This window comes from Paraburkholderia sp. SIMBA_027 (genome assembly GCF_046535315.1).
Lineage (GTDB): Bacteria > Pseudomonadota > Gammaproteobacteria > Burkholderiales > Burkholderiaceae > Paraburkholderia > Paraburkholderia tropica.
This window is the reverse complement of the sequence record NZ_JAWRWY010000002.1, coordinates 61608-82799: the sequence shown is the minus strand read 5'-3', so window position 1 is coordinate 82799 and position 21192 is coordinate 61608. Positions and strand designations below refer to the sequence as shown.

Genomic DNA, 21192 nt, shown 5'->3' with positions numbered 1-21192 from the left:
GCGCATTCAACGCGTCATTGGCGCACTAATGCCGAGCGCCTGCGCCTTCAACACGAGATCGGCCAGCGAGTTCGCATTCATCTTCACCATTGCATGCTTGCGATGGATCTTTACCGTGATCTCGCTGACGTCCATCTTCGCGGCGATCTGCTTGTTCATCAGCCCGCCCGTCACGAACGCCATCACTTCGCGCTCGCGCGGCGTCAACGCCGCGTAGCGGTTGCGCAATTCGGCCACCTCGCCGTCCGCGGCGCGGCGCTCGCGGTCTTTCAGCAACGCGTTCGAGACGGCATCGAGCAGGTCCTGGTCGCGAAACGGCTTGGCGAGGAAATCGGAAGCGCCGTTCTTCATCGCCTTCACCGACATGGCGATGTCGCCATACGCGGTGATAAAGATAATCGGCAGGCCCGATGCGCCGGCAACGATCTGATCCTGGACCGCGAGCCCGCTTTGCCCCTTGAGACGCACGTCGAGAATCAGGCAACTGGGCACATCGGGCTTCTCGAGCGCCAGGAACTCCTGTGCCGACGCGAATGCCTGCACGTTAAGATCGACCGAGCGCAACAGCGTGCTAATGGCCGCACGCATCGAGTCGTGGTCGTCGACGACATAAACGAGCGACTGCGCGAGCGGTTGCGCAGCGGTGTATTCATCATTCATCGGTTGTATCCCCAGAAATTGCGAGCACCGGATTCTCTGTCGGTTGTTGCATCGCGCGCTGCGCGAGCGGTAATGTGAACTGCATCCGCGCCCCCCTTCTTTTGTTATTTTCGGCCCAGACTCGTCCGCCGTGAGCTTCGACGATCGAACGGCAGATCGACAGTCCCATGCCCATGCCGTCCTTGCGCGTCGTGAAGAACGGCGTAAAGAGCATTTTTGCGTCGGCCTCGCTGATGCCGTGACCGGTGTCGTCGATCTGCACCCGGGCCGCCCCTTCGCAGCGCGCCGTGATGACCGTCAGCTTCGCGCCATCGGAAATATTGGCCATCGCCTGCACGCCATTCATCAGCAGATTGATCACCACCTGCTGAAGTTGCACGCGATCGCCGCACACGACGAGCGGCATCTCCGCGAGCATCACCGACATCTCGACACCGTGGCTGCTCACTTCGCGGCGCACAAGCTCGACCGATTCCTCGATGATCCCATTGACGTCGACATCGGTGATATCCGCGTCGCGCTTCCTGGCCATCGTGCGAATCCGGCGAATGACTTCGGTGGCGCGCCTCGCGTCGCTTGTGCTTTGCTCAATCGACGCGCGCACTTCGGCCAGTTCCGGCGGATGGCGATTGAGCCATCGCAGCCCGGCCTCGCCGGCCGTGACGATCGCAGCCAGCGGCTGCGTCACCTCGTGAGCGATCGACGCCGCCAGTTCGCCGAGCATCGAGACACGGGTCGTATGCGCGAGCTCGTTACGCGAACGGTCGAGCGCCTGCTCGGCTTTGCGCAATGCATCGATGTCGGTATTGACGCCATACCACGCCTTGGCGCGCCCGTCGGCGCCACGCAGCGGCGCCGACGCGATGACGGTCCATCGATAACTGCCGTCCCGGTGCCGGATGCGGGCGGTGCGCTCGAAATGGCTGCCCCGCTCGATCGCCTCGCCCCACGCTGACTGGACGTCGGCAAGGTCGTCCGGATGCAGAATGTCGGGCCACACATCGCCTTCGCAACGGGTGTCGATGCCGTATTCGCTCCAGCGCTGATTCACGTAAGTCGGCCGGCCGTCGTCGAACGAACTCCAAACCATGGCGGGGATCGCGTCCAGCGTCGCGAGCAGTTCTTCCTTCTGCTCGCGCAATTCGACCTCCATGCGGCGCGTTTCCGTGATGTCGTCGTCGGTCGAGAGTATGCCGACGGGGCGGCCCCAGCGGTCGCGCGACAGCATCACGCGGCTCGCCACCCGAACGGTCGCGCCATCCTTGCGCACGCGCTTGAGTTCACCATGCCAATGACCGCTCTTGAGGGTCTGCTGGTGGATTTCGCTGTCGGCGACAGCGCCTTGCGTCGCGGTGAGTTCGTGCAGGCGCCGACCGAGCGCTTCCGCCGCACGCCATCCGTACAGGCGCTCGGCACCGTGACTCCAGAATGTGATGCGATCATCGAGCCCGTAGACGACGACGGCATCGTGCGTGAGGTTGAGCAAATCGACGTGATGGCGCAGCGTGGCGTGCACGCCCTGATTGCGCACCGCCAGAATCGACACGGCGATCAACGCGCTCAGGCTCACTGCGCAGCGCGCGATCGAACTGGGCGCGACCGGATCGTTTTGCGAAATCAGGAATCCGAGCATGGTCATTGCCACGCACAACCACGCCACCGCGACGGTGACGCTAGTCGACGCAACGGACGACACCAGCAACACGACCACGACGTACAGCACCGCGACCGCAATATTCAGCGGCGCGAAAGCGTCGACCATGAATACGCCGAGCCCCACCATCAAGGCAAGCGCATAGACGATGCGGACGTTGCCCAGCGGGCCGCCGCCCGCTCCGGCTTCGAGCCATCGATTGCTGTCTTGGGTTGGCGGTGGTGTCATGCGGATCAGCGAAAGAATGGGACGAGCCCGTGACACTCAGACGCCGTCGGGGCGGCTCTGCTGGCGCCCTTCTGCACCGGCGGCGCGAATGGCGTCCAGACGCTCGCCGATCTGCGCGGCATCGACCGGTTTGCTGAATACGCACAACGCGCCGACTTCACGCGCTTGCCGCAACAGCAAGCCGGAGGCGAACGCAGTGATGAAAATGATCGGCGGCGGCGTACCGCGTTCGAGCAGGCGGCGATACATCTCGATGCCCGACAGGCCCGGCATCTGGACGTCGGAAATGATACATGCCACGTCCTCCAGCGTTTCGACACGCAAAAACTCTTCCGCCGACGCATGGGTACGGACCTCCCAGCCGAGCGAGCGAACGAGGCTGCGCGTGGCCTCCCGGACGGATGCATCGTCCTCGACGATCAAAACGACATGATGAGCAGACACGCTGGGGGGGTCCTTGGTCTTTTCTGGTTGAAGACGGCGGAACGGCACACGCCCCGAGTCGGCAAGTCAGGTCGTATGGTACTGTAGGCGCCCCAAGTCGGAAACCAGCTAAAAGTATGATTTCCTCGCGCCCCGTCGAGGCGCGCGCCCGGTCCAGGCAACGCTTACTGCTGTGGTTGCCCGCACAATTGTCTCCGGCTTCTTCCGTTTTCCCGAACTGATCCTGGTCCATGCGAACCGGCGGCGCACTCGGTGCACTCGGTGCACTCGGCGCAATCAGCACAATCCGCGCACGCCGCCAGCCGCGTTTTCGATCAGGCGCGTTCAGACCTGCGCGATACCGCCGTCGGCGAACACTTCGGCGCCGTTGACGAAGCTCGAATCGTCGGAGGCCAGAAAGGTCACGACCCTGGCCACTTCCGACGCCTCGCCCAGACGGCCCATCGGCACCTGCGAAGCCATGTAGGCGAGCAGGCCGTCCTGCGCTTCCTTGCTGGTCCCGCCGAGTTCGGCGAGCCCACCGGTGCGGATCGGCCCCGGCGCGACGACATTCACGCGAATGCCGCGCTCCTTGAGGTCATAGACCCAGCTTCGCGCCAGCGCGCGCACCGCGGCTTTCGACGCGCTGTAGATGCTGAACGCCGGCGTTCCCTTCGAACCGGCGGTGGACCCCGTCAACACGATCGACGCGCCCTTCGGCATCAGCGGCAGCGCTTTTTGCACCGTGAAGACGAGCGCGCGCACATTGCGGTTGAACGTGTCGTCGACATGCTGTTCGGAGATGTCGCCCAGCGGCGCCATCGTGCCGCCGCCGGCGTTGGCGAACAGCACATCCAGCTTGCCCGTTTCGCTGCGAATTTGTGCGTAGAGCGCGTCGAGGTCCGACATCTGCGTGACGTCGCCTCGCACGCCGCGTGCGTTCTGGCCGATTTCCGCCACCGCCTTGTCGAGTTCGGCCTGACGACGGCCCGTGATGTAGACCACTGCGCCGGCATTGGCCAGATCCTTCGCCGCCGCGAGCCCGATACCCGTCGTACCGCCCGTGACCAATGCGACTTTTCCGTTCAGCTTGCTGCTCATGTTGCCTCCTCGAGTGAATGTCGATGCTGGCAACGATAGAGATCTCGAGCCTGAAAGTCCTGATCGCCCGTTAAGCTTTCTTAAAGCCGCCGTCGCGGTGAGATCCATAAAACCCGGCCAGCCTGCCCACAAGAATTAAGAACTTTTAATACGGCGATCAGGACAGCGTGTAACCGGTTCGGTAACGTCCTCGCCAGGGTTTGGGATGCATGGTCAGCCCTTTACATCCACACGGCAAACGGAGAAAAACGTGAATATCGAAACTGCGATCGACGGGGCAAAAGTTTCCCGACGCAAGATGCTGACCGCGACGGTCGGCGTAGCCGGCGCGGTTGCCGCTGCAGCCAGCGCGCCGGTCAGCGCGGCCGCCGCTTCGGCGAGCGGCAAGGGTGCGTCGAACGAGCATGGCGGACACGGCCACGACGAAAGCTTCGTGCGCGCCAAAGACGGCACGCTGATCTATTACAAGGATTGGGGTCCGAAGGACGCTCAACCGATCATGTTCCATCACGGCTGGCCGCTTTCGTCGGACGACTGGGATACGCAGATGCTGTTTTTCCTGTCGAAGGGTTACCGCGTGGTCGCTCACGATCGTCGGGGTCACGGTCGCTCCGCCCAGGTGTCCGGTGGCCACGACATGGATCACTACGCATCGGACGCGTTCGCCGTGGTCGAAGCGCTCGATCTGCGCAATGTGGTTCACATCGGTCACTCGACCGGCGGCGGCGAAGTCGCGCGTTATGTCGCGAAGTTCGGCCAGCCGTCGGGACGCGTCGCGAAGGCCGTGCTCGTCAGCGCGGTGCCGCCGTTGATGGTGAAGACCGAGAGCAATCCGGAAGGTCTGCCGATCGAAGTGTTCGACGGCTTCCGCAAGGCGCTCGCCGAAAACCGCGCGCAGTTCTTCCTCGATGTGCCGACCGGCCCGTTCTACGGCTTCAACCGCGCCGGTGCGAAGGTCTATCCGGGCGTGATCCAGAACTGGTGGCGTCAGGGCATGATGGGTAGCGCCAAGGCGCACTACGAAGGGATCAAGGCGTTCTCCGAAACCGACCAGACGGGCGACCTGAAGGCGATCACCGTGCCGACCCTCGTGCTGCACGGCGAAGACGACCAGATCGTGCCGATCGCCGATGCGGCGCTGAAATCCATCAAGCTGCTGAAGAACGGCACGCTGAAGACCTACCCCGGCTTTCCGCACGGCATGCTGACGGTGAACGCCGACACGATCAATGCCGATCTGCTGGCGTTCGTGCAGAAGTAACCCGGCCAGAAGCCGCGAGGCACGAAAAAGCGGCCGCTGTTCGCGAGAACAGCGGCCGCTTTCCTATGCGGCGCGCCAAGCGGGCCGCTGCTCTTGCGAGAGCGAGACCGCATCAGGACACTTTGTCCCGCGGGTCGTCGATGATCTGGCGTGCGACTTCGTAACGAACGCCCTGGCGGTCGAGAATGCGTACGTTGTTCACCACCGTCGCCAAGGCAGTCAGGAAGGTGTCCGCGCTCTCGTGACGTTCGTACGCCTCCTGATCGGCCCACCCTTCCACGAGATGGAACAGGTTGGGATCGGTCAGGTCGGGGGCAAACGCGTAGTAAATGCACCCTTGCATCTGCCGCGCCGCGGTCATTTCCGGAATGACCGCATCGACGAAGATCTGGCGATCTTCCGGGTGAACTCGATAGTAGGCCGTAACGATAATGGCGGTCGGCAAATTCTTGTCGTGATCCGCTGCGGATTGGCCATGATCGGGGAATTGCGCGCTGTAAGCGCTGGCGTTTGCGATCGTGTTCATTGCTTCCTCTGTTTGATTTGCCGTCGCAATGCGCGACCGCGCAAGCGCGATAGTTTCAAATTCGCGCCTCGATGCTCGCAACACCGCATGCCTGCCGATAAAAGAACCCGCTATTTAAATTCAGGCCGGCGTGTGCGCGATGACTGCTGTCGACACCTAGATTAACGGACGAGCGAACCGAGAGTCTTTGAAAGCCGATTAATCGTTCTGAAATCGATTCAAGCCTTTCTGTATCGCGTAACGATAAGCGCGCTGCCTGATTCGAGTGCTCCGGTTTTAGCGCTCAGCGGTTTAAAAGCGAGCGACCGGGCGCCGACGATTACAGAGACTCCGCAGCACGGCAGCGTGCCATGCGCACCTTCAGGCAATGTCACGCGCGCCGCCGCCGCGAACGAGCCCTCCTCGGCGATCTTCGCGAACATCGCCAGTCCTTCGAAATCAGGCAGCTTCGCCATTTCCCCTCATCTTTTCATTTCTGCAACGTTGGATTGCAATCAATTCTATTTCGAAAAGACCGGCCCGTCGATATTCTTCTCACATCGCAGCACGCAACACCCAACCCAAACATCCACTGAACGAAACACAAGGAGCTTCACCATGGCACGCAAACTCGACAACAAGATCGCCCTCGTCACCGGCGCAACCAGCGGCATCGGCCTCGCCACCGCCCAGCGCTTCGCCGCCGAAGGCGCGCATGTCTACCTCACGGGCCGTCGTCAGGCCGAACTCGATGCCGCCGTCAAGAGCATCCGCGAAGCCGGCGGCCAGGCGACCGGCGTACGCGTCGATTCGACGAAGCTGAACGAACTCGACGCGCTCTACGCCCAGATCAAGGAGGAGCATGGCCATCTGGACGTGCTGTTCGCGAACGCAGGCGGCGGCTCGATGCTGCCCTTCGGCAACATCACCGAAGAACATTTCGACGACACCTTCGATCGCAACGTGAAAGGTGTGCTGTTCACGGTGCAAAAGGCGCTGCCGCTGCTGACGAAGGGCGCATCGGTGATTCTCACGGGCTCGACGGCGGGCAGCGCGGGCACGGCGGCGTTCAGCGTGTATGCGGCGTCGAAGGCGGCGGTGCGTTCGTTCGCCCGCAACTGGATTCTCGACCTCAAGGACCGCCAGATCCGCGTGAACACGATCAGCCCCGGCGCGACCCGCACGCCCGGCCTGCTCGACCTGGCCGGCGACGACGCCGCCCAGCGCCAGGGTCTCGCCGACTACCTGGCCGCGCAGATCCCGATGGGCCGTCTGGGCGAGCCGAACGAAATCGCCAGCGCCGCGCTGTTCCTCGCCTCGGACGATGCGAGCTTCGTGAACGGCGTCGAACTGTTCGTCGATGGCGGCCAGCAGCAGATCTGAGTGTGATGCGGGCGCATTCGGGGCGCGCGGGAGTTGAGCGCGCCCTGGCCGCCCGGCACATTCGAACGGAGTTTCATCATGATCGAACACCGCCCTTTTCATTCGCTCGGCGTGCTCCGGCGCGACTGGCTGCATGCGCGTCTGCACTTCCGCGTCGGCGACATCGGGCGCGCGGAGCATGCGCCGCTCGGCCCGCTGCACGTCTGGAACGACGACGAATTCGCGCCGCACTCGGGTTTCGGCCTGCATGCGCACCGCGACGTGGAAATCGTCACGTGGGTGCGCTCGGGCGCGATCACGCATGAAGACGATGCGGGCAATCGCGCGCGCCTCGTCGCCGATTCCGTGCAGGTCATGAGCGCGGGATCGACGATCTTTCACGCCGAGCGCAACGACGAAGACAAGCCCGCGCGGCTGTTTCAGATCTGGTTGCGCCCGCGTACGCCAGGCGGCACGCCGCGCTGGGCCACGCGAGCCTGCGCGCGCGAATATCGCGAAGGCCGCTTCGTTACGCTGGCGAGCGGCGATCCGGGTGACGTGAGAACAGGCGCGTTACCCATCAACGCAGACGCTCGGGTCATGGTTGCCACGCTGCGAGCGGGAGCAAGCGTCAAGCGAACGATGTCCGGTACGCGGACAGCGTATCTTGTCTCGGACCACGGGGACATCGATGTCGGGTCACTGCGCGTCGGCGCTCGGGATGGCGTTGCTATCCGGCGAGAACGCGAAATTTCACTCACGGCTCACCAGGACACCGACGTCGTGATTGTCGAATTGCTATGAGTACGAGGATGCCCGACTCCGGCAAGTCCACGGGTCCTCGCGTCGGCGGTACGACCTGAAACGGTTCGTCCGGAATCGGCTTCAGCCGGGAGCGATGAGCATGCGCATGCAAGCGACAGTCAGCGTAAGCATGGCCCGTAGCAGGGGCACGCAGCGCGCCCCTGCCCACGTGCCCGATTAAAGCGCCTGGACCTGCACCGGCGATCCGGTGTGACCATCGATCAACGGCACGATCACGAGATAGCGCCGCCCCGCGTCCGCTAGCGGCGCATTCACCGAAACGACTTGCCGTATCTGACCAATCGCATTGACGATGGCGGAGCCAGCGGGATTGGTCATGAAGTTCGCCAGCGCATCGATGCGTCCGCTGCCGTCCGCGCGGTCAGCCAGGCCAAGGACATAGGGTTGCTTCGGTTTCAGGCCCGTCACGGACGCCTGAAGCACCTGCAGCAAGCCCTGATCGAAAAGCGCAACGCTTGTCGGGAAATTCTCCGCGCCCGATGCGTGCGCGCCCGCCGCGCCAAGATAGAGATGAGCGGTATTGCCGGCGACACCGAGCGGCTGAAGGTTTTGCATGCCGTCACCCTCGGCCACCGCGCCGGGAACATACGTGACAGCTTGAGGCGCCTGGCCAATCGGCACCTGCGCAATCACCTTGTTGGTCAGCGTATCGATGGCGGCGAGCGCATCGGCGTTTTCCAGCCCGACATACACGCGCGTACCGTCTCCCGAAGGCCAGATGCCATGCGGCAGATTGCCGACCGGGATCGTCGCGACCTGCTCGTAGTTGTCGGTACGGAACACCTTCACTTCGTTCAGGCCGCCCACCGTCACGTACGCGAACATCCCCTGCGCGTTCTCGACGATATTCACATGATTGGTGATCGGGCCGGTGTCCAGCGTCTTGAGCAAATCGAACGGCGGCTTCGCCTCGAACACCTGCGTCTTGCCGACATCCTTGAGCGTGAACCAGACCTGCTTGCCATCCGGACTGGCGGCAATGTTCGGGCAAAACGGACTGGCTTGCGGTACCTTGCCGACGATCTGGTGATCGGCCACCGAAATCACGTCGACCTCCGGATTGAAGGACGAACAAACGTAGCCGTACTTACCATCGGGCGAGAATATCTGCATACCGGGGCCGGCCGGAACGGTAATACGTGTCTTTTCCTCGTAAGTCGTTCCGTCGAGAACCGCGACATAGTTCTCGCCGCGCACCGTCACCCAGACCTCCTTCCCATCGGGCGTGAAGAACGCCTCATGCGGGGAACGCCCAACGTACGTCACGTGCTTGACGGCATTGGTCTCGGTATCGATAAACGAAACCGAGTTCGATCCGATGGAGACGACCGCGAGTGTCTTGTGATCGGGCGAAAAACCCATGCCGTGAACCAGAACCTGGCCACGGTAGAGCGGACTAAAGTTCGTCGGCGCGGGATCGCCGAGTCGAATTACGCCGAGCAGCCGATTGTCTGCGGGATCGGTAACCGAAACCGTATTGGAGAACTGCTCGGCCGCATAAACCCGATCGTGGTGGCTGACACGAATGTCGGGCGCACTGTCGGCGCCCGGAACCTGCCCGGCCGACGCGAGACTCGATGCGGCCAAAGCCGCAGCGAAGGCGATGGTCCGCAACGTCAATACACGTGCACTCATTTCTGTTCCTCATGATTTGACGTCGATGCCGGCGAGTCCATGTGCATGTTCATATGCATGTTCATGGGCATCGACGAATGGTCGGGCCCGGTGGCCTGGCTGGGGTGAATCTGGTCAGGCGACGGCGACGACAGCGGAAGCGACTGCCCCAACGCGACGCGCATGGCCACAATTTCCTGCTGCTGTTCGACGATGATTTCCTGCGCGATACGGCGTAGTTGCTCGTTGCGGCCATACCTGAGTTCGGCTTGCGCCATATCGATCGCGCCTTGATGATGCGGAATCATCATCGCGACGAAATCGTGATCGACATCACCCGATGGCTGCACGGACATGCCGTCCATCATCTTCGACATCGCCACGTCGTTTTCTTTTAGAAATGACGTCTCCGATGCTGCCGGCGGATTCAACAATTCGCCTGAATATGCGGTTGAAGCGATCGATAAACACGAAGCCATCGCAATGACCACGAGTATGAGTGGCCTCGATGTATTGGCTGGACGCATGCGTTTCCCCTGGTGCTGTTCATGGTCGCTAACACCGTCATTCGCTGCTTTATTCCAGCATGACGGGTGTGCACCGCGGCGGGTCCTCGTGATCGAGACCAGATCACCGACGATATATCGCGACCGCTGAATCTATCGCCCTCCCCGGTGACTGTCATTAGCCGAAGACTTAACGCTTCTTAAGAAAAGTGAATGTCCCGTTTGCGAGCGGCTATGGCAGCCTCGCTTCTCCGCCCCCTGAACGCGCTTTAACGGTGTCGAATTCGGATCACAGAGACATCGCGCTTGCGCGACGTGAAGAATGCATACGCATACGTGACAAGACTTGTCTACAGCGATTGCGGGCTGACAATTATTGAGAATAAACCGCCGATCGACCTCACAGTTTGCCTCGACATCAGGCGCCGGCGCAGTCCTTCATCACGATGACCCGTGCGGTGCTTCGATAAGTTGGCCCACTCGGGTCCCCCTCCAATTTGAAACGCACTTGCCGTATACCTCAGGTTTGCATCTCCCCAAACTCCCCCGATTCAATGCACCAAACCTGTGAATCGGCGCGCCGTTAACACGAATTCCTCGCCCGTCATTTCCCGTCGGCTTCCCGTAAACGCCCGTCCCGCTTCGGTTGGCTCGCGCCTTGCTTAGAGCATCGCCTGCCGCGCAACACCCAGTCGCGCCCACTATCTTTCCAGGGATCACAGGATGGCTCTCGTCCAAACACTCGCGTCGCGCAGACGCCTGCTCGCCGCGCTGCTGAGCGCGCCCGTACTTGCCGTTTTCGCCGCGCCCAGCGCGCACGCTGACGCGCTCGACGCGATCCAGAAGCGCGGCACGCTGCGCGTGGCGGTGCCGGAGGACTATCCGCCGTTCGGTGCGGTCGGCCCCGACATGCAGCCGCAAGGCTATGACATCGACATGGCCGCGCTGCTCGCGAAGTCCATGAAGGTGAAGCTGCAACTCGTGCCCGTGAACAGCGGCAACCGCATTCCGTATCTCCAGACTGACAAGGTCGATCTCGTGATCTCCTCGCTCGGCAAGACGCCCGACCGCGAAAAGGTGATCGACTTCTCGACGCCTTACGCGCCGTATTTCCAGGGCGTGTTCGGCCCCGCCGACGTCAAGGTAAGCGGCCCGGCCGACCTCACCGGCAAGACCGTGGGCGCAACGCGCGGCGCGCTGGAGGAAGTGGCGCTCACCAACATGGCGCCCAACGCGACCATCCGCCGTTTCGACGACAACAATGCCACCATCCAGGCCTTTCTCTCCGGCCAGGTTCAGTTGATCGCCGCGGGCAACATCGTGGCGGCGGCGATTCTCGCGAAGCATCCGCCGCGCGAACCGCAGATGAAGTTCGTCATCAAGGACTCGCCCTGCTTCGTCGGGCTCAACAAGAACGAGCCGCAACTGCTCGCGAAGGTCAACGCCACGATCGACGAAGCGAAGAAGGACGGCGCGCTCCAGGCGATGTCGAAAAAGTGGTTTGGCCAGCCGCTGCCCGCCAATCTCTAAGGTCTCGCGCGCCACGCGCGTCATCACCGCGAAACTCCTTTTCCGTTCATGAGCTATCAGCTTCAGTTCGGCGACCTTGCCGCCTATAGCGGCATGTTCGCGTCCGGCGCGGCCGTCACGCTCGCACTCACCGCCGCCTCCACGGCGCTCGGCGTGAGTCTCGGCGTGGCGGGCGCCGCCGTGTACCAAAGCAGCCATGCGGCTGCGCGTGCGATCGTTCACGGCTATGTCGAAGCGGTCCGCAATACGCCGTTTCTCGTGCAACTGTTCTTCGTGTTCTTCGGCTTGCCCGCGCTCGGCGTGCATATCGGCGAATACACGGCGGCCGTGTTCGCGATGACGCTCAATCTTGGTGCGTACGCCGTGGAAATTCTGCGCGCGGGCATCGACGCCGTGCCGCGCGGGCATCGCGAGGCTGCCGCCGCGCTCGCCATGTCGCCGCGCGAAACGTTCGTGCACGTGCTCTTGCCGCAAGCCTTCGCGAAGGTCTTTCCGGCACTCACGAGCCAGATCGTCATTACCATGCTCGGCTCGGCTGTCGTCTCGCAGATTTCCGTCGCCGATCTCACGTACGCCGCGAGCTACGTGCAGTCACGCAATTTCCGCGCGTTCGAAACGTATTTCCTGATCGCGGGGATTTATCTGGCGATGGCGCTCGTGCTGCGCGCCGTGCTCAACGCGGCCGGCCGCAAGCTGTTCGCACGCAGCCCGCGAGGAACGCGATGATCGAATTCACATTCGCGCAAATCCTCGAAGGGCTGTTGCTGGCCGCGCGCTGGACCGTGCTGCTTTCGCTCGTGTCGTTCGTCGCGGGCGGGGCGCTCGGTCTTGTCCTGCTCGTCATGCGCGTGTCCAGTTCGCGTGCGCTGCGCGCGATCGTGCGCATCTACATCGAAGTGTTTCAGGGCACGCCGCTGCTGTTGCAGCTGTTCATCGTGTTCTTCGGTTTGCCGCTCGTGGGCGTGGACGTGTCGCCCTGGGTCGCCGCGACGCTCGGCCTCACGTTCTTCACGAGCGCCTATCTCGCCGAAATCTGGCGCGGCTGCGTGGAAGCGGTGCCCAAAGGCCAGTGGGAAGCCTCCTCCAGTCTCGCGATGAATTACTTCGAGCAACTGCGCCACGTGATCCTGCCGCAAGCGGCGCGCATCGCCGTCGGCCCGACCGTGGGCTTCGGCGTGCAGGCGATCAAGGACACGGCGCTCGTCTCGATCATCGGTTTCGCCGAACTCACCAAGGCCGGAACGATCATCTCGAACGCGACGTTCCGCCCGTTTCTCGTTTATGGCCTCGTCGCGCTGATCTACTTCGTCCTGTGCTACCCGCTCACGCGCTACGCACGCTCGCTGCAAAGGAAATGGCATGCCGCTCGTTAAAACCCAGGGCGTCGAAAAACAATTCGGCGCCAATCATGTGCTCAAGGGCATCGACCTCAGCGTGGAGCGCGGTCAGGTCGTGAGCATCATCGGCCGCAGCGGATCCGGCAAAAGCACGTTTCTGCGCGCACTGAACGGCCTCGAAAGCATCGACGCCGGTTCGATCGAAATCGATGGCGAACACGTCGATGCACGCCACGCCGACCTGCGCGCACTGCGGCTGAAGGTCGGCATGGTGTTCCAGCAATACAACCTTTTCCCGCATCTCACGGCCGGGCAGAACGTGATGCTCGCGCAGACCGTCGTCAAGAAAACGTCGCGCGCCGCCGCGCGCGAGACGGCGCAGCAGATGCTCGAACGCGTGGGACTCGGCAACAAGTTCGATGCGCTTCCCGAGCAGCTTTCGGGTGGTCAGCAGCAGCGTGTGGCGATCGCCCGCGCGCTGGCGATGAAACCGAGCGTGCTGCTGTGCGATGAAATCACCTCGGCGCTCGACCCCGAACTCGTGGGCGAAGTGCTGAGCGTGGTGGAAAGTCTCGCGCGCGAGCACATGACGCTGATTATGGTCACGCACGAAATGCGTTTCGCGCGCGCCGTGAGCGATACCGTCGTCTTCATGCACGAAGGCCGCGTGTGGGAGAGCGGCCCGCCGGAGACCATTTTCGAGCAGCCTGAGACGGTGGAATTGCGGCGCTTCATTCAATAGCGCCGTTCAAGTCACGAAAGGCAGCTTGCTATGTCGCGCCTGCGCAAGCATCGATACGGTGATCTTGCGCACCTCCAGCTTGCTCTGCGTGACGTGCGCGCGCAGCAGAATGCCCGCTTCGGCGGTCTTGCCGCGCTCGATCAGCGAGAGTATGGTCGCGTGCTCGTCGTAGGTTGCGTCGGTGCGATGCGGTTTCAGGAAATCGAGGCGCCGCACGATACGGATACGCTCGGTCACTTCGTTGTGAACCCGCAGCATTTCCGCGTTGCCGGTCGCTTCGACCAAACCACGATGAAACCCCTCGTCGAGCCGGAACATCCGCGCCGGATCGCTCTCGCGCGCGTCGGGCGCGACGCACCAGAGCGCCTTGAGCGCCTCGATGGCGGGATGCGGCGGCCGCGCGCTCGCTACGCGGTCGATCGCGGCGAGTTCCAGCACGATACGCAGATCGTAGAGCTGATCGAGCCGCTCGAAGTCGATATCGCAGACTTTCCAGCCGCGCCGGAATCCCACTTCGAGATAGCCTTCGCGCAGCAGCCGAAACAGCGCATCGCGCATCGGCGTGCGCGAGACGCCATAGTGCTGCGCGATATCGGTTTCCGAAAATCGATCGCCGGGAAACAGCCGGAAATCGAAAATATCGTGCTTGAGCCGCTGATAGACCTGCTCCGCCAGCGGATTCGCGCCATAAACCACTTTCGCGTCGCCGGCGCTCGTGTCGTCGGGCGCGTCCGTCGCGTCCGCCTGCTTCGTTTCGGTTTGCCGTTTCGGTTCGATGACTACTCTCCTGCCCGTTACTCGTCGCCTTGCAGCTTACGCGCGCGCTTCGCAGGCCGCCGCATCCGGCGGCTCGATCAGACTCACGTGCGCGGCCACGATAATCCAGCCTCCGAACGGCGCGCCAGCCGAACCGAGCCGCGCCCAGGTCTGCATCTGCCGGCCGACGAGCGGCGTCGCATCGCTCGTGAATTCGGTGCTCACCGTCGCGTAGTCGCGGCCGAAGGTGGTCACCACCGTACGATGGCGGCGGCGCGACGTCGGCACCGGCGCGCACGTTTCGCGCCACGCGCGAATGGCCTCGCCGCCGTGCTGGATTTCGGCGATGCCGTAGCGCACCGTCTCGGGCGCGTCCCAGAACAGTACGTTCATCGCCGCGACATCATTGTCGATCAACGCGCGTTCGTAGGCTTCGAACGCGTCCGTCACTTCGGCGACGATGGCAGGATCGTCAATCATCGCGACCTCTTTCATTTGCTCACCGGTTTGCATCGTCACGCATCGGCCTCCAGCAGTTGCGCAAGGCTCGCGGTCCATCCCACGATACCGCCTTGCGAATGGATCATCGCGAGCGTCGCCGCCTTGAACGCGGGAATATAGCTCGCGGTCGCGTCCTCGATCAGCAGGCAGTCATAACCGCGGTCGTTCGCCTCGCGCATCGACGTCTGCACGCAGACTTCCGTCGTCACGCCCGCGAACACCAGATGCGTGATGCCGCGCTGGGCCAGTTCCTCGCCGAGCCGCGTCGCATGGAACGCGCCCTTGCCTGGCTTGTCGATCACGAGTTCGCCGCCGACCGGCGCGAGCGCGTCGATAATCGCGTTACCCGGCTCGCCGCGCACGAGAATGCGGCCCATCGGACCCGCATCGCCGATGCGCGCGCTCGGCTGCCCGCGCAGCCGCTTGGCAGGCGGACAATCGGAAAGATCCGCCGCATGCGATTCGCGCGTATGCACGACGAACCAGCCGCGTTCGCGCGCGTGATGCAACAGGCGCGCGACGTCCGGCACGATGCCGCCCAGCAGCGAAACGTCGTTGCCGAGCGCCGCGCCGAAGCCGCCCGGCTCGATGAAATCGCGCTGCATGTCGATCACCACGAGCGCCGTCTTCGGCGCCTCGAAAACAAACGGCGAAGGCAGCGCGCCAGCAAGTGTCGGCATGATCGATCAACCCTCGTAAGTGCGTTCGGGCGGCGCGAAACCGCAGGACGTGCCGTCGCTCACGCGCACCTCGCTTTCCCACGGCAGACGATATTCACCGCGCACCATGTCCTGCATGAAGGTGTACGGGCAATCCTGCGCGCCGCCTTTCACGGCCACATAGCCGCGATGTCCGAGCTGATAGATATTGTTCTCGACGCCCCAATGCACGCGCGCCTCGCGCACCAGATCGGGCCGCATTTCGCAGGTGATGATTTCGTCGGGACGATGGCTGCCGTCCACCATGACGGTGCCGTCGAAATCGCAGAACATGCCCTCGCCCATCGAATCGAACGTGCCGTCGCTGCCGCACAGACAGACGCTCGCGGTCTGCGCGAGATTCTGAAACGCATTCGACTGATTGGTGATGCGCCAGGCGTGACGGATCGGCGCCGTATAGCCCGCCGTGCGCACGATCACTTCCGCGCCCTTGTACGCGGCTTCGCGCGCCATTTCCGGGAACATGCCGTCGTGACAGATGATGAGCCCGAGCTTGACGCCGCGCGGCCCCACGCACACCGGCACGCCGAGATTGCCCGGCTCCCACGGTTCGACCGGCACCCACGGATGCAGCTTGCGGTAGTAAAGCTGGATCTCGCCGCGATCGTCGATGATCAGGCCGCTGTTATAAGGATTGCCGCGCGGATTGCGCTCCATGATCGAGAAGCAGCCCCAGATGCGATGCTCGACGCACGCGGCCTTGAAGGCCGCCACTTCGGGACCGTCGAGCGTGCACATGATCGCGTCGTCGGTGCGCATCGACAAACCATGCAGCGCGTATTCGGGAAACACCACGAGATCCATCGAGGCGTTGTTGCGCCGCGCCTTGCCGACCAGCTCGACGATGCGCTGCGTTTGCGCCGCGAGTTGCGCGGGCGTTTCGACATCGGGATTGCGCAGTTGCACGAGGCCGATCACCACGCCCGCGGGCGAGCGGTTCAATCCGCCGAGTCCATTCGAACTCATTGCTCAGGCTCCATGAAAGGCGGCGGACGGAACCGCCGCTTCGGTTTGACGATCATCGCCGTGGCCGGCCATGTGGCGGCCGAGCACCACGCGGTCCGCGTTCTCCACGGCGGTTTCGAATACGAGCCGCCCTTGCGCGATCACCGCGATGCGGTCGGCCAGTTCGAGCAGTTCATCGAGATCCTCGCTCACCAGCAGCACGGCCGCGCCCGCGTCGCGCGCGGCGAGAATGCGCGCGTGGATATCGGCCACCGACGCGAAGTCGAGCCCGAACACCGGGTTCGCGACGATCAGCACATCGACCGGCTGGCCCAGCTCGCGCGCGAGCACCGCGCGCTGCACGTTGCCGCCCGACAGCGTGCCGATGCCGCGCTCCGGCACCGGCGGCCGCACGTTGAATTCGGCGATGCGCTGCGTCGCACGTTCGCGCAATGCGCGCCGGTTCAGACGCCAGCCGCCCGAGCGCAGCGGCGCGCGGTCGAAGTCGCGCAGCGCGAGGTTTTCGGCGATGCTCAGGTTCGCCACGCACGCATTGCGCAACGGCTCTTCGGGCAAAGCGAACACCGACAAACGCGTCATCGCTTCACGGGTCGCGCGATACGGCTCGCCCTTCACGCGCATCGCACCGGACTGCACGCGGCGCTGGCCGACCAGCGCCTCGACGAGTTCTTTCTGGCCGTTGCCCGACACGCCGGCCAGCCCGAGGATTTCCCCGGCGCGCACGGCCAGCGACGCTTCCCGCACCGCCGCGAGGCCGCGGTCGTCGAGCACGGTCAACTTCGAAAGTTCGAGCGATACCGGCGCTTGAGCGGCGAGTGGTTTGCGCGCGGGCCGCGCGGTGTCGATGTCCGCCGTCGCGCGCGCTTCGGCTTTGGCCGCCGCGTCGGCGTCCGTTCCCATCATCCACGCGGCGAGGCGGTCGCGGTCGGTGTCGCGCACCGCGCAACTGCCGACCAGACGCCCTTTGCGCAACACCGTCACATCGTCCGCATACGCCATCACCTCGCGGAACTTGTGCGTGATCATCAGCACCGTCAGCGCGTGGCGCGTGGCGAGATCGCGCATCAGGCCGAGCACTTCGTCGGCTTCCTGCGGCGTGAGCACGGACGTCGGCTCGTCGAGAATCAGCAGACGCTGACGCAGATACAACTGCTTGAGAATTTCGAGCTTCTGCTTCTCGCCCGCCGCGAGACCGGACACGGGCGCGTCGAGCGCGAGCCGGAATGGCATCTCCCGCATGAACGCGTCGAGCGCCTTGCGCTCGGCATCCCAATCGATCTTCCACGGCATGCGGCCGCGCGCGAGCACGAGATTCTCTTCGACCGACAAGCCCGACGCCAGCGTGAAGTGCTGATAGACCATGCCGATGCCGAGCGCCTGCGCATCGCGCGGCGAAGCGATGCGCGCCTCGCGGCCGTCGGCGACGATCTGCCCGCTATCGAGCAGGCCATAACCGACGAGCCCTTTCACGAGCGTGCTCTTGCCCGCGCCGTTTTCGCCGAGCAAGGCATGCACCGTGCCCGCGCGCACCTTGAGCGTGACGTCGTCGAGCGCGCGGAATGCGCCGAAGCGCTTGCTGGCGCCGAGCACTTCGACGCTGAGCGCGCCGCGCTTCGGCGGCAGCGCTTTCATGCTGGCGAGCGTCGACATGATCAGCGTCCGAGCGTGGCGAGCAGCGCGTGCGAATCGGACACCGTGCCGAACACGCCGCCCTGCATCAGCACCATGTTCAGCGCCGCGTCGTGATTGCCTTGATCGGTCGCGCCGCAGCAATCGGCAAGGATCGTGCATTCGAAGCCGCGGTCGTTGGCCTCGCGCATCGTCGTATGTACGCACACGTCGGTCGTGATGCCGGTGAGCACGAGATTGGCGATGCCGCGCGTGCGCAGCACGAGTTCGAGATCGGTCGCGCAGAACGAGCCCTTGCCCGGCTTGTCGATCACGATCTCGCCCGGCAGCGGCGCGAGTTCGTCGATGATTTCCCAACCCGGTTCGCCGCGCACGAGGATCTTGCCGCACGGACCGTCGTCGCCGATGCCGATGCCGTTCGTGCCCGCCTGGCGGCTGCGCCAGCGCTTGTTCGCGGGCAGATCCGAGAGATCGGGACGATGGCCCTCGCGCGTGTGAATGATGGTGAAACCCTGCGCGCGCATCGTGGCGAGCACGTGCTTGATCGGCTCGATCGGCGCGCGCGTGAGCGAGAGGTCGTAGCCCATCTTGTCGACATAGCCGCCGAATCCGCAGAAGTCGGTCTGCATGTCGATGATGACGAGCGCGGTGTTATCGGCGCGCAACGCGCCGTCGTAGGGCCACGGATACGGACGGGCTTCGATGAAACGGGTCATGTCGGTCTCCGGTGAGACGAGATGGATCGATGGCGAAATAACGCGTGAACAAGGTGTCGGCAAAGCGTCAGCGCGTGAGGCTCAATTCGCCGGGCGCGCCGGCCAGCGAGCGGTCCGGGCGGCAATTGACGATCATGATCGCGAGCGTCAGCACATAAGGCGCGGCGTTGAAAAGGTAATAGCCGCTCGTCACGCCGATCGCCTGCAACGCGGGGCCGAGCGCGCCCGCCGCGCCGAACAGCAGCGCGGCCCACAGGCAGCGCAGCGGCTGCCAGCGCGCGAAAATCACCAGCGCGACCGCCATCAGCCCCTGGCCGCTGGAGAGACCTTCGTTCCAACTGCCCGGATAGACGAGCGACAGATACGCGCCGCCAACGCCCGCAAAAAAGCCGCCGACCGCCGTCGCGGCGATGCGCACGCGCGTGACCGGATAACCCATCGCACGCGCGCTCTGAGCGTTGTCGCCGACGAGGCGCAGCGTCATGCCCCAGCGCGTCGAACGCAATCCCCATTGCAGGAGGAACGCCATCGCCACGCCAATCAGAAACAGCGGGTTCACGTGCAGCGCGTTATGCAATTGCGGCGACGCGCTCCAGGCGCCGAAATCGAACGAGCGCAGCATCGGCGCTTGCGGCTCGATAAAGGGCTTGCCGAGATAGAACGCTAGGCCGGTGCCGAACAGCATCAGCGCGATGCCGAAGGCGATGTCCGAGACGCGCGGCAGCGAACAGATCAAACCGTGCAGACAGCCGAGCAGCAGCCCCGCGCAACCGGCCAGCAGCACGCCGAGCCACGGCGAGCCGCTCAGATACGCGCCCGCATAACCGCTCATCGCGCCCGTCACCAGAATGCCTTCGAGGCCGAGATTGACGCGCCCGCCCTTCTCGGTCAGGCATTCGCCGAGACTCACGAACAGATACGGCGTACTCACGCGCACCGCGCCCGCGATCAGCGAGAGCAGCAGCACGGCAAGCGGCGAATGCAGATCAGACATGGCTTTGCTCCAGCGTGGAAGCGACATCGGACGGCGCGGCGGCCTGCAATTTCACGCGCCATGCGGCGAGCCGTCCGCCGAGCGCTTCCCACGCGAGCAGGTTGGCGAACAGCAGGCCCTGAAGCACGAGCGTGGTCGCGTCGGGCAGATCGAGACGGCGTTGCAGCAGACTGCCGCTCGCCTCGATGCCGCCGATCATCAGCGCGCACACGATGATCGCGAGCGGATTCTGGCGTGCAGCGAACGCCACGAGAATGCCCGCGTAACCGTAGCCCGCGAGCAGCGAGGCGTTCGCGCTGCCCTGCACGGCCGCGACCTCGAACATGCCCGCGAGACCCGCCGCCGCGCCGCCCAGCGCGCACGCCGTCAACGCGAGCGAATTCACCGGCAGGCCGACGAGACGCGCGGCGCGCGCGTTGCCGCCCGTTACGCGCATGGCGAAGCCCTTCGTGCTGTGACGCACGAAGACCCACGCGGCCACGCACGCCAGCGCGCCCCAGAACAACCCCCAATGCACTTCGAGTCCCGGCAGCGAGCCGATCGAGAACGCATCGGGCAGCGGCGGCGTCGACGGCTTGTTCAGGCTCGCCGGATCGCGCAGCGGCCCTTCGACCAGAAACTTGAACACCGCGATCGCGATATAGGACATCAGCAGCGAACTGATCGTCTCGTTGACGCCGCGCCACTGCCGCAACGCCCCGACCGCGCCGATCCACGCGCCGCCGACGATCATGCCGGCCAGCGCCATGACAGGCGTCGCGACGAACCACGGCGTCCCGTGCGGCAGCAGCGACGGCACGACCGCCGCCGCGAGCCCGCCGAGCGCGAGCGCGCCTTCGCCGCCGATCACGATCAGCCCGACCTGCGCGGGCAGCGCCACGCACAGCGCGGTGAGCATCAGCGGCGCGGCACGCAGCAGCGTGCTCTGCCACGCGAACGACGAGCCGAATGCGCCCTGCGCGATCAGCGCGATTGCGTCGCCCGCCGGTTGGCCCTCGATCAGCAGAAAGAGCGAGAACAGCAACAGCGTGCCGACGATGGCGGCAAGCGTCGGCAGCGCGGGCAACAGGCCGATCAGCGCGCGGGCGCCAGCCGACGTCACCGAGGAAGCGGGAGCGCGCATGATCTCTCCTGGCGAGGTTGAGCGATGGGGGACTTCACGG

Annotated in this window: 24 protein-coding genes; 8 read left to right on the top strand and 16 right to left on the bottom strand. The window is 64.2% G+C overall.

The features are described 5' to 3' along the window. Positions 1-6: 6 nt before the first annotated feature. A complete protein-coding gene (locus SB764_RS03350) occupies positions 7-660 on the bottom strand; it encodes a response regulator transcription factor (RefSeq protein ID WP_065058956.1) in 654 nt (217 codons plus the stop codon). Continuing rightward, positions 653-2293, bottom strand: coding sequence for a PAS domain-containing sensor histidine kinase (locus SB764_RS03345; protein ID WP_260183610.1), 1641 nt, complete (start codon positions 2291-2293; stop codon positions 653-655). The genes SB764_RS03350 and SB764_RS03345 overlap by 8 nt, the downstream gene beginning before the upstream one ends. Here SB764_RS03345 and SB764_RS03340 point away from each other — a divergent pair. After that, complete coding sequence (locus SB764_RS03340) at positions 2292-2459, top strand: hypothetical protein (RefSeq protein WP_234774886.1); 168 nt, start codon at positions 2292-2294, stop codon at positions 2457-2459. The genes SB764_RS03345 and SB764_RS03340 overlap by 2 nt on opposite strands. Before the next feature lie 119 nt (positions 2460-2578). Here SB764_RS03340 and SB764_RS03335 read toward each other — a convergent pair whose 3' ends face one another. Together SB764_RS03335 and SB764_RS03330 are read right to left on the bottom strand one after the other, a co-directional pair. Further along, the gene (locus SB764_RS03335; RefSeq protein ID WP_221224367.1) at positions 2579-2965 is read right to left on the bottom strand and encodes a response regulator transcription factor; all 387 of its coding nucleotides are present in this window, start codon (positions 2963-2965) and stop codon (positions 2579-2581) included. A gap of 345 nt (positions 2966-3310) precedes the next feature. Continuing rightward, positions 3311-4066, bottom strand: coding sequence for an SDR family NAD(P)-dependent oxidoreductase (locus tag SB764_RS03330; RefSeq protein ID WP_074985773.1), 756 nt, complete (start codon positions 4064-4066; stop codon positions 3311-3313). Positions 4067-4364: 298 nt separating this feature from the next. Here SB764_RS03330 and SB764_RS03325 point away from each other — a divergent pair, with 298 nt between their 5' ends. Beyond that, positions 4365-5327 (top strand): alpha/beta fold hydrolase, encoded by a 963-nt coding sequence (locus SB764_RS03325; RefSeq protein ID WP_065058960.1) that lies wholly within the window; start codon positions 4365-4367, stop codon positions 5325-5327. 112 nt (positions 5328-5439) lie between these two features. Here SB764_RS03325 and SB764_RS03320 read toward each other — a convergent pair whose 3' ends face one another. Beyond that, positions 5440-5853 carry a putative quinol monooxygenase gene (locus tag SB764_RS03320; protein ID WP_074985774.1) on the bottom strand — a complete coding sequence of 138 codons (414 nt, stop codon included), beginning with the start codon at positions 5851-5853 and terminating at the stop codon, positions 5440-5442. Between the two features lie 218 nt (positions 5854-6071). Further along, positions 6072-6308, bottom strand: a complete 237-nt coding sequence (locus SB764_RS03315) for a hypothetical protein (RefSeq protein ID WP_410862894.1) — start codon at positions 6306-6308, stop codon at positions 6072-6074. 142 nt (positions 6309-6450) lie between these two features. Between SB764_RS03315 and SB764_RS03310 the strand changes: the two genes are divergently transcribed. Continuing rightward, entirely contained in the window at positions 6451-7215 is a 765-nt protein-coding gene (locus SB764_RS03310) for an SDR family NAD(P)-dependent oxidoreductase (RefSeq protein ID WP_080180148.1), read from the top strand. Positions 7216-7293: 78 nt separating this feature from the next. Then, the gene (locus SB764_RS03305; RefSeq protein WP_065058378.1) at positions 7294-7998 is read left to right on the top strand and encodes a pirin family protein; all 705 of its coding nucleotides are present in this window, start codon (positions 7294-7296) and stop codon (positions 7996-7998) included. Between the two features lie 177 nt (positions 7999-8175). Here SB764_RS03305 and SB764_RS03300 read toward each other — a convergent pair whose 3' ends face one another. Continuing rightward, on the bottom strand, positions 8176-9654 hold the full coding sequence (locus SB764_RS03300) for a YncE family protein (RefSeq protein WP_124261758.1): 1479 nt from the start codon (positions 9652-9654) through the stop codon (positions 8176-8178). Next, entirely contained in the window at positions 9651-10064 is a 414-nt protein-coding gene (locus SB764_RS03295) for a DUF305 domain-containing protein (protein WP_408733987.1), read from the bottom strand. The genes SB764_RS03300 and SB764_RS03295 overlap by 4 nt, the downstream gene beginning before the upstream one ends. A gap of 798 nt (positions 10065-10862) precedes the next feature. Here SB764_RS03295 and SB764_RS03290 point away from each other — a divergent pair. From SB764_RS03290 to SB764_RS03275, 4 genes are read left to right on the top strand one after another with little or no spacing between them, the layout of a single operon-like run. Next, on the top strand, positions 10863-11669 hold the full coding sequence (locus tag SB764_RS03290; RefSeq protein ID WP_110329568.1) for a transporter substrate-binding domain-containing protein: 807 nt from the start codon (positions 10863-10865) through the stop codon (positions 11667-11669). Positions 11670-11717: 48 nt separating this feature from the next. Beyond that, on the top strand, positions 11718-12395 hold the full coding sequence (locus SB764_RS03285; protein ID WP_065058374.1) for an amino acid ABC transporter permease: 678 nt from the start codon (positions 11718-11720) through the stop codon (positions 12393-12395). Then, positions 12392-13042 carry an amino acid ABC transporter permease gene (locus tag SB764_RS03280; protein WP_074987390.1) on the top strand — a complete coding sequence of 217 codons (651 nt, stop codon included), beginning with the start codon at positions 12392-12394 and terminating at the stop codon, positions 13040-13042. Before SB764_RS03285 ends, SB764_RS03280 begins: the two co-directional genes overlap by 4 nt. Continuing rightward, entirely contained in the window at positions 13029-13748 is a 720-nt protein-coding gene (locus SB764_RS03275) for an amino acid ABC transporter ATP-binding protein (protein WP_065058372.1), read from the top strand. Before SB764_RS03280 ends, SB764_RS03275 begins: the two co-directional genes overlap by 14 nt. Positions 13749-13754: 6 nt before the next feature. Here the strand turns inward: SB764_RS03275 and SB764_RS03270 are convergent, their stop codons facing one another. The 8 genes from SB764_RS03270 to SB764_RS03235 form a co-directional block, all read right to left on the bottom strand. After that, positions 13755-14444, bottom strand: coding sequence for a GntR family transcriptional regulator (locus tag SB764_RS03270; RefSeq protein WP_065058371.1), 690 nt, complete (start codon positions 14442-14444; stop codon positions 13755-13757). 117 nt (positions 14445-14561) lie between these two features. After that, complete coding sequence (gene hpxZ, locus SB764_RS03265; protein WP_110329599.1) at positions 14562-14984, bottom strand: oxalurate catabolism protein HpxZ; 423 nt, start codon at positions 14982-14984, stop codon at positions 14562-14564. 35 nt (positions 14985-15019) lie between these two features. Next, on the bottom strand, positions 15020-15685 hold the full coding sequence (locus SB764_RS03260) for a cysteine hydrolase family protein (RefSeq protein WP_110329570.1): 666 nt from the start codon (positions 15683-15685) through the stop codon (positions 15020-15022). A gap of 6 nt (positions 15686-15691) precedes the next feature. Beyond that, positions 15692-16690, bottom strand: a complete 999-nt coding sequence (locus tag SB764_RS03255; protein ID WP_410862653.1) for a formamidase — start codon at positions 16688-16690, stop codon at positions 15692-15694. A gap of 3 nt (positions 16691-16693) precedes the next feature. Continuing rightward, positions 16694-18340, bottom strand: a complete 1647-nt coding sequence (locus SB764_RS03250; RefSeq protein WP_410862651.1) for an ABC transporter ATP-binding protein — start codon at positions 18338-18340, stop codon at positions 16694-16696. Between the two features lie 2 nt (positions 18341-18342). Continuing rightward, positions 18343-19035 carry a cysteine hydrolase family protein gene (locus SB764_RS03245; RefSeq protein WP_065058368.1) on the bottom strand — a complete coding sequence of 231 codons (693 nt, stop codon included), beginning with the start codon at positions 19033-19035 and terminating at the stop codon, positions 18343-18345. 67 nt (positions 19036-19102) lie between these two features. Next, complete coding sequence (locus SB764_RS03240; RefSeq protein WP_065058367.1) at positions 19103-20029, bottom strand: ABC transporter permease; 927 nt, start codon at positions 20027-20029, stop codon at positions 19103-19105. Further along, the gene (locus SB764_RS03235; protein WP_065058366.1) at positions 20022-21152 is read right to left on the bottom strand and encodes an ABC transporter permease; all 1131 of its coding nucleotides are present in this window, start codon (positions 21150-21152) and stop codon (positions 20022-20024) included. The genes SB764_RS03240 and SB764_RS03235 overlap by 8 nt, the downstream gene beginning before the upstream one ends. Between the last annotated feature and the right edge of the window lie 40 nt (positions 21153-21192).

Excerpts from the sequence above, each read along its gene's own strand:
- SB764_RS03300 (WP_124261758.1), bottom strand. The coding sequence starts at position 9,654 with ATGAGTGCACGTGTATTGACGTTGCGGACCATCGCCTTCGCTGCGGCT.
- SB764_RS03235 (WP_065058366.1), bottom strand. The coding sequence starts at position 21,152 with ATGCGCGCTCCCGCTTCCTCGGTGACGTCGGCTGGCGCCCGCGCGCTG.
- SB764_RS03305 (WP_065058378.1), top strand. The coding sequence starts at position 7,294 with ATGATCGAACACCGCCCTTTTCATTCGCTCGGCGTGCTCCGGCGCGAC.
- SB764_RS03310 (WP_080180148.1), top strand. The coding sequence starts at position 6,451 with ATGGCACGCAAACTCGACAACAAGATCGCCCTCGTCACCGGCGCAACC.
- SB764_RS03240 (WP_065058367.1), bottom strand. The coding sequence starts at position 20,029 with ATGTCTGATCTGCATTCGCCGCTTGCCGTGCTGCTGCTCTCGCTGATC.
- SB764_RS03320 (WP_074985774.1), bottom strand. The coding sequence starts at position 5,853 with ATGAACACGATCGCAAACGCCAGCGCTTACAGCGCGCAATTCCCCGAT.
- SB764_RS03285 (WP_065058374.1), top strand. The coding sequence starts at position 11,718 with ATGAGCTATCAGCTTCAGTTCGGCGACCTTGCCGCCTATAGCGGCATG.
- SB764_RS03315 (WP_410862894.1), bottom strand. The coding sequence starts at position 6,308 with ATGGCGAAGCTGCCTGATTTCGAAGGACTGGCGATGTTCGCGAAGATC.
- SB764_RS03325 (WP_065058960.1), top strand. The coding sequence starts at position 4,365 with ATGCTGACCGCGACGGTCGGCGTAGCCGGCGCGGTTGCCGCTGCAGCC.
- SB764_RS03330 (WP_074985773.1), bottom strand. The coding sequence starts at position 4,066 with ATGAGCAGCAAGCTGAACGGAAAAGTCGCATTGGTCACGGGCGGTACG.
- SB764_RS03245 (WP_065058368.1), bottom strand. The coding sequence starts at position 19,035 with ATGACCCGTTTCATCGAAGCCCGTCCGTATCCGTGGCCCTACGACGGC.
- SB764_RS03255 (WP_410862653.1), bottom strand. The coding sequence starts at position 16,690 with ATGAGTTCGAATGGACTCGGCGGATTGAACCGCTCGCCCGCGGGCGTG.
- SB764_RS03275 (WP_065058372.1), top strand. The coding sequence starts at position 13,029 with ATGCCGCTCGTTAAAACCCAGGGCGTCGAAAAACAATTCGGCGCCAAT.
- SB764_RS03290 (WP_110329568.1), top strand. The coding sequence starts at position 10,863 with ATGGCTCTCGTCCAAACACTCGCGTCGCGCAGACGCCTGCTCGCCGCG.
- SB764_RS03280 (WP_074987390.1), top strand. The coding sequence starts at position 12,392 with ATGATCGAATTCACATTCGCGCAAATCCTCGAAGGGCTGTTGCTGGCC.
- SB764_RS03345 (WP_260183610.1), bottom strand. The coding sequence starts at position 2,293 with ATGCTCGGATTCCTGATTTCGCAAAACGATCCGGTCGCGCCCAGTTCG.
- SB764_RS03250 (WP_410862651.1), bottom strand. The coding sequence starts at position 18,340 with ATGTCGACGCTCGCCAGCATGAAAGCGCTGCCGCCGAAGCGCGGCGCG.
- SB764_RS03340 (WP_234774886.1), top strand. The coding sequence starts at position 2,292 with ATGGTCATTGCCACGCACAACCACGCCACCGCGACGGTGACGCTAGTC.
- SB764_RS03350 (WP_065058956.1), bottom strand. The coding sequence starts at position 660 with ATGAATGATGAATACACCGCTGCGCAACCGCTCGCGCAGTCGCTCGTT.
- SB764_RS03260 (WP_110329570.1), bottom strand. The coding sequence starts at position 15,685 with ATGCCGACACTTGCTGGCGCGCTGCCTTCGCCGTTTGTTTTCGAGGCG.
- hpxZ (WP_110329599.1), bottom strand. The coding sequence starts at position 14,984 with ATGATTGACGATCCTGCCATCGTCGCCGAAGTGACGGACGCGTTCGAA.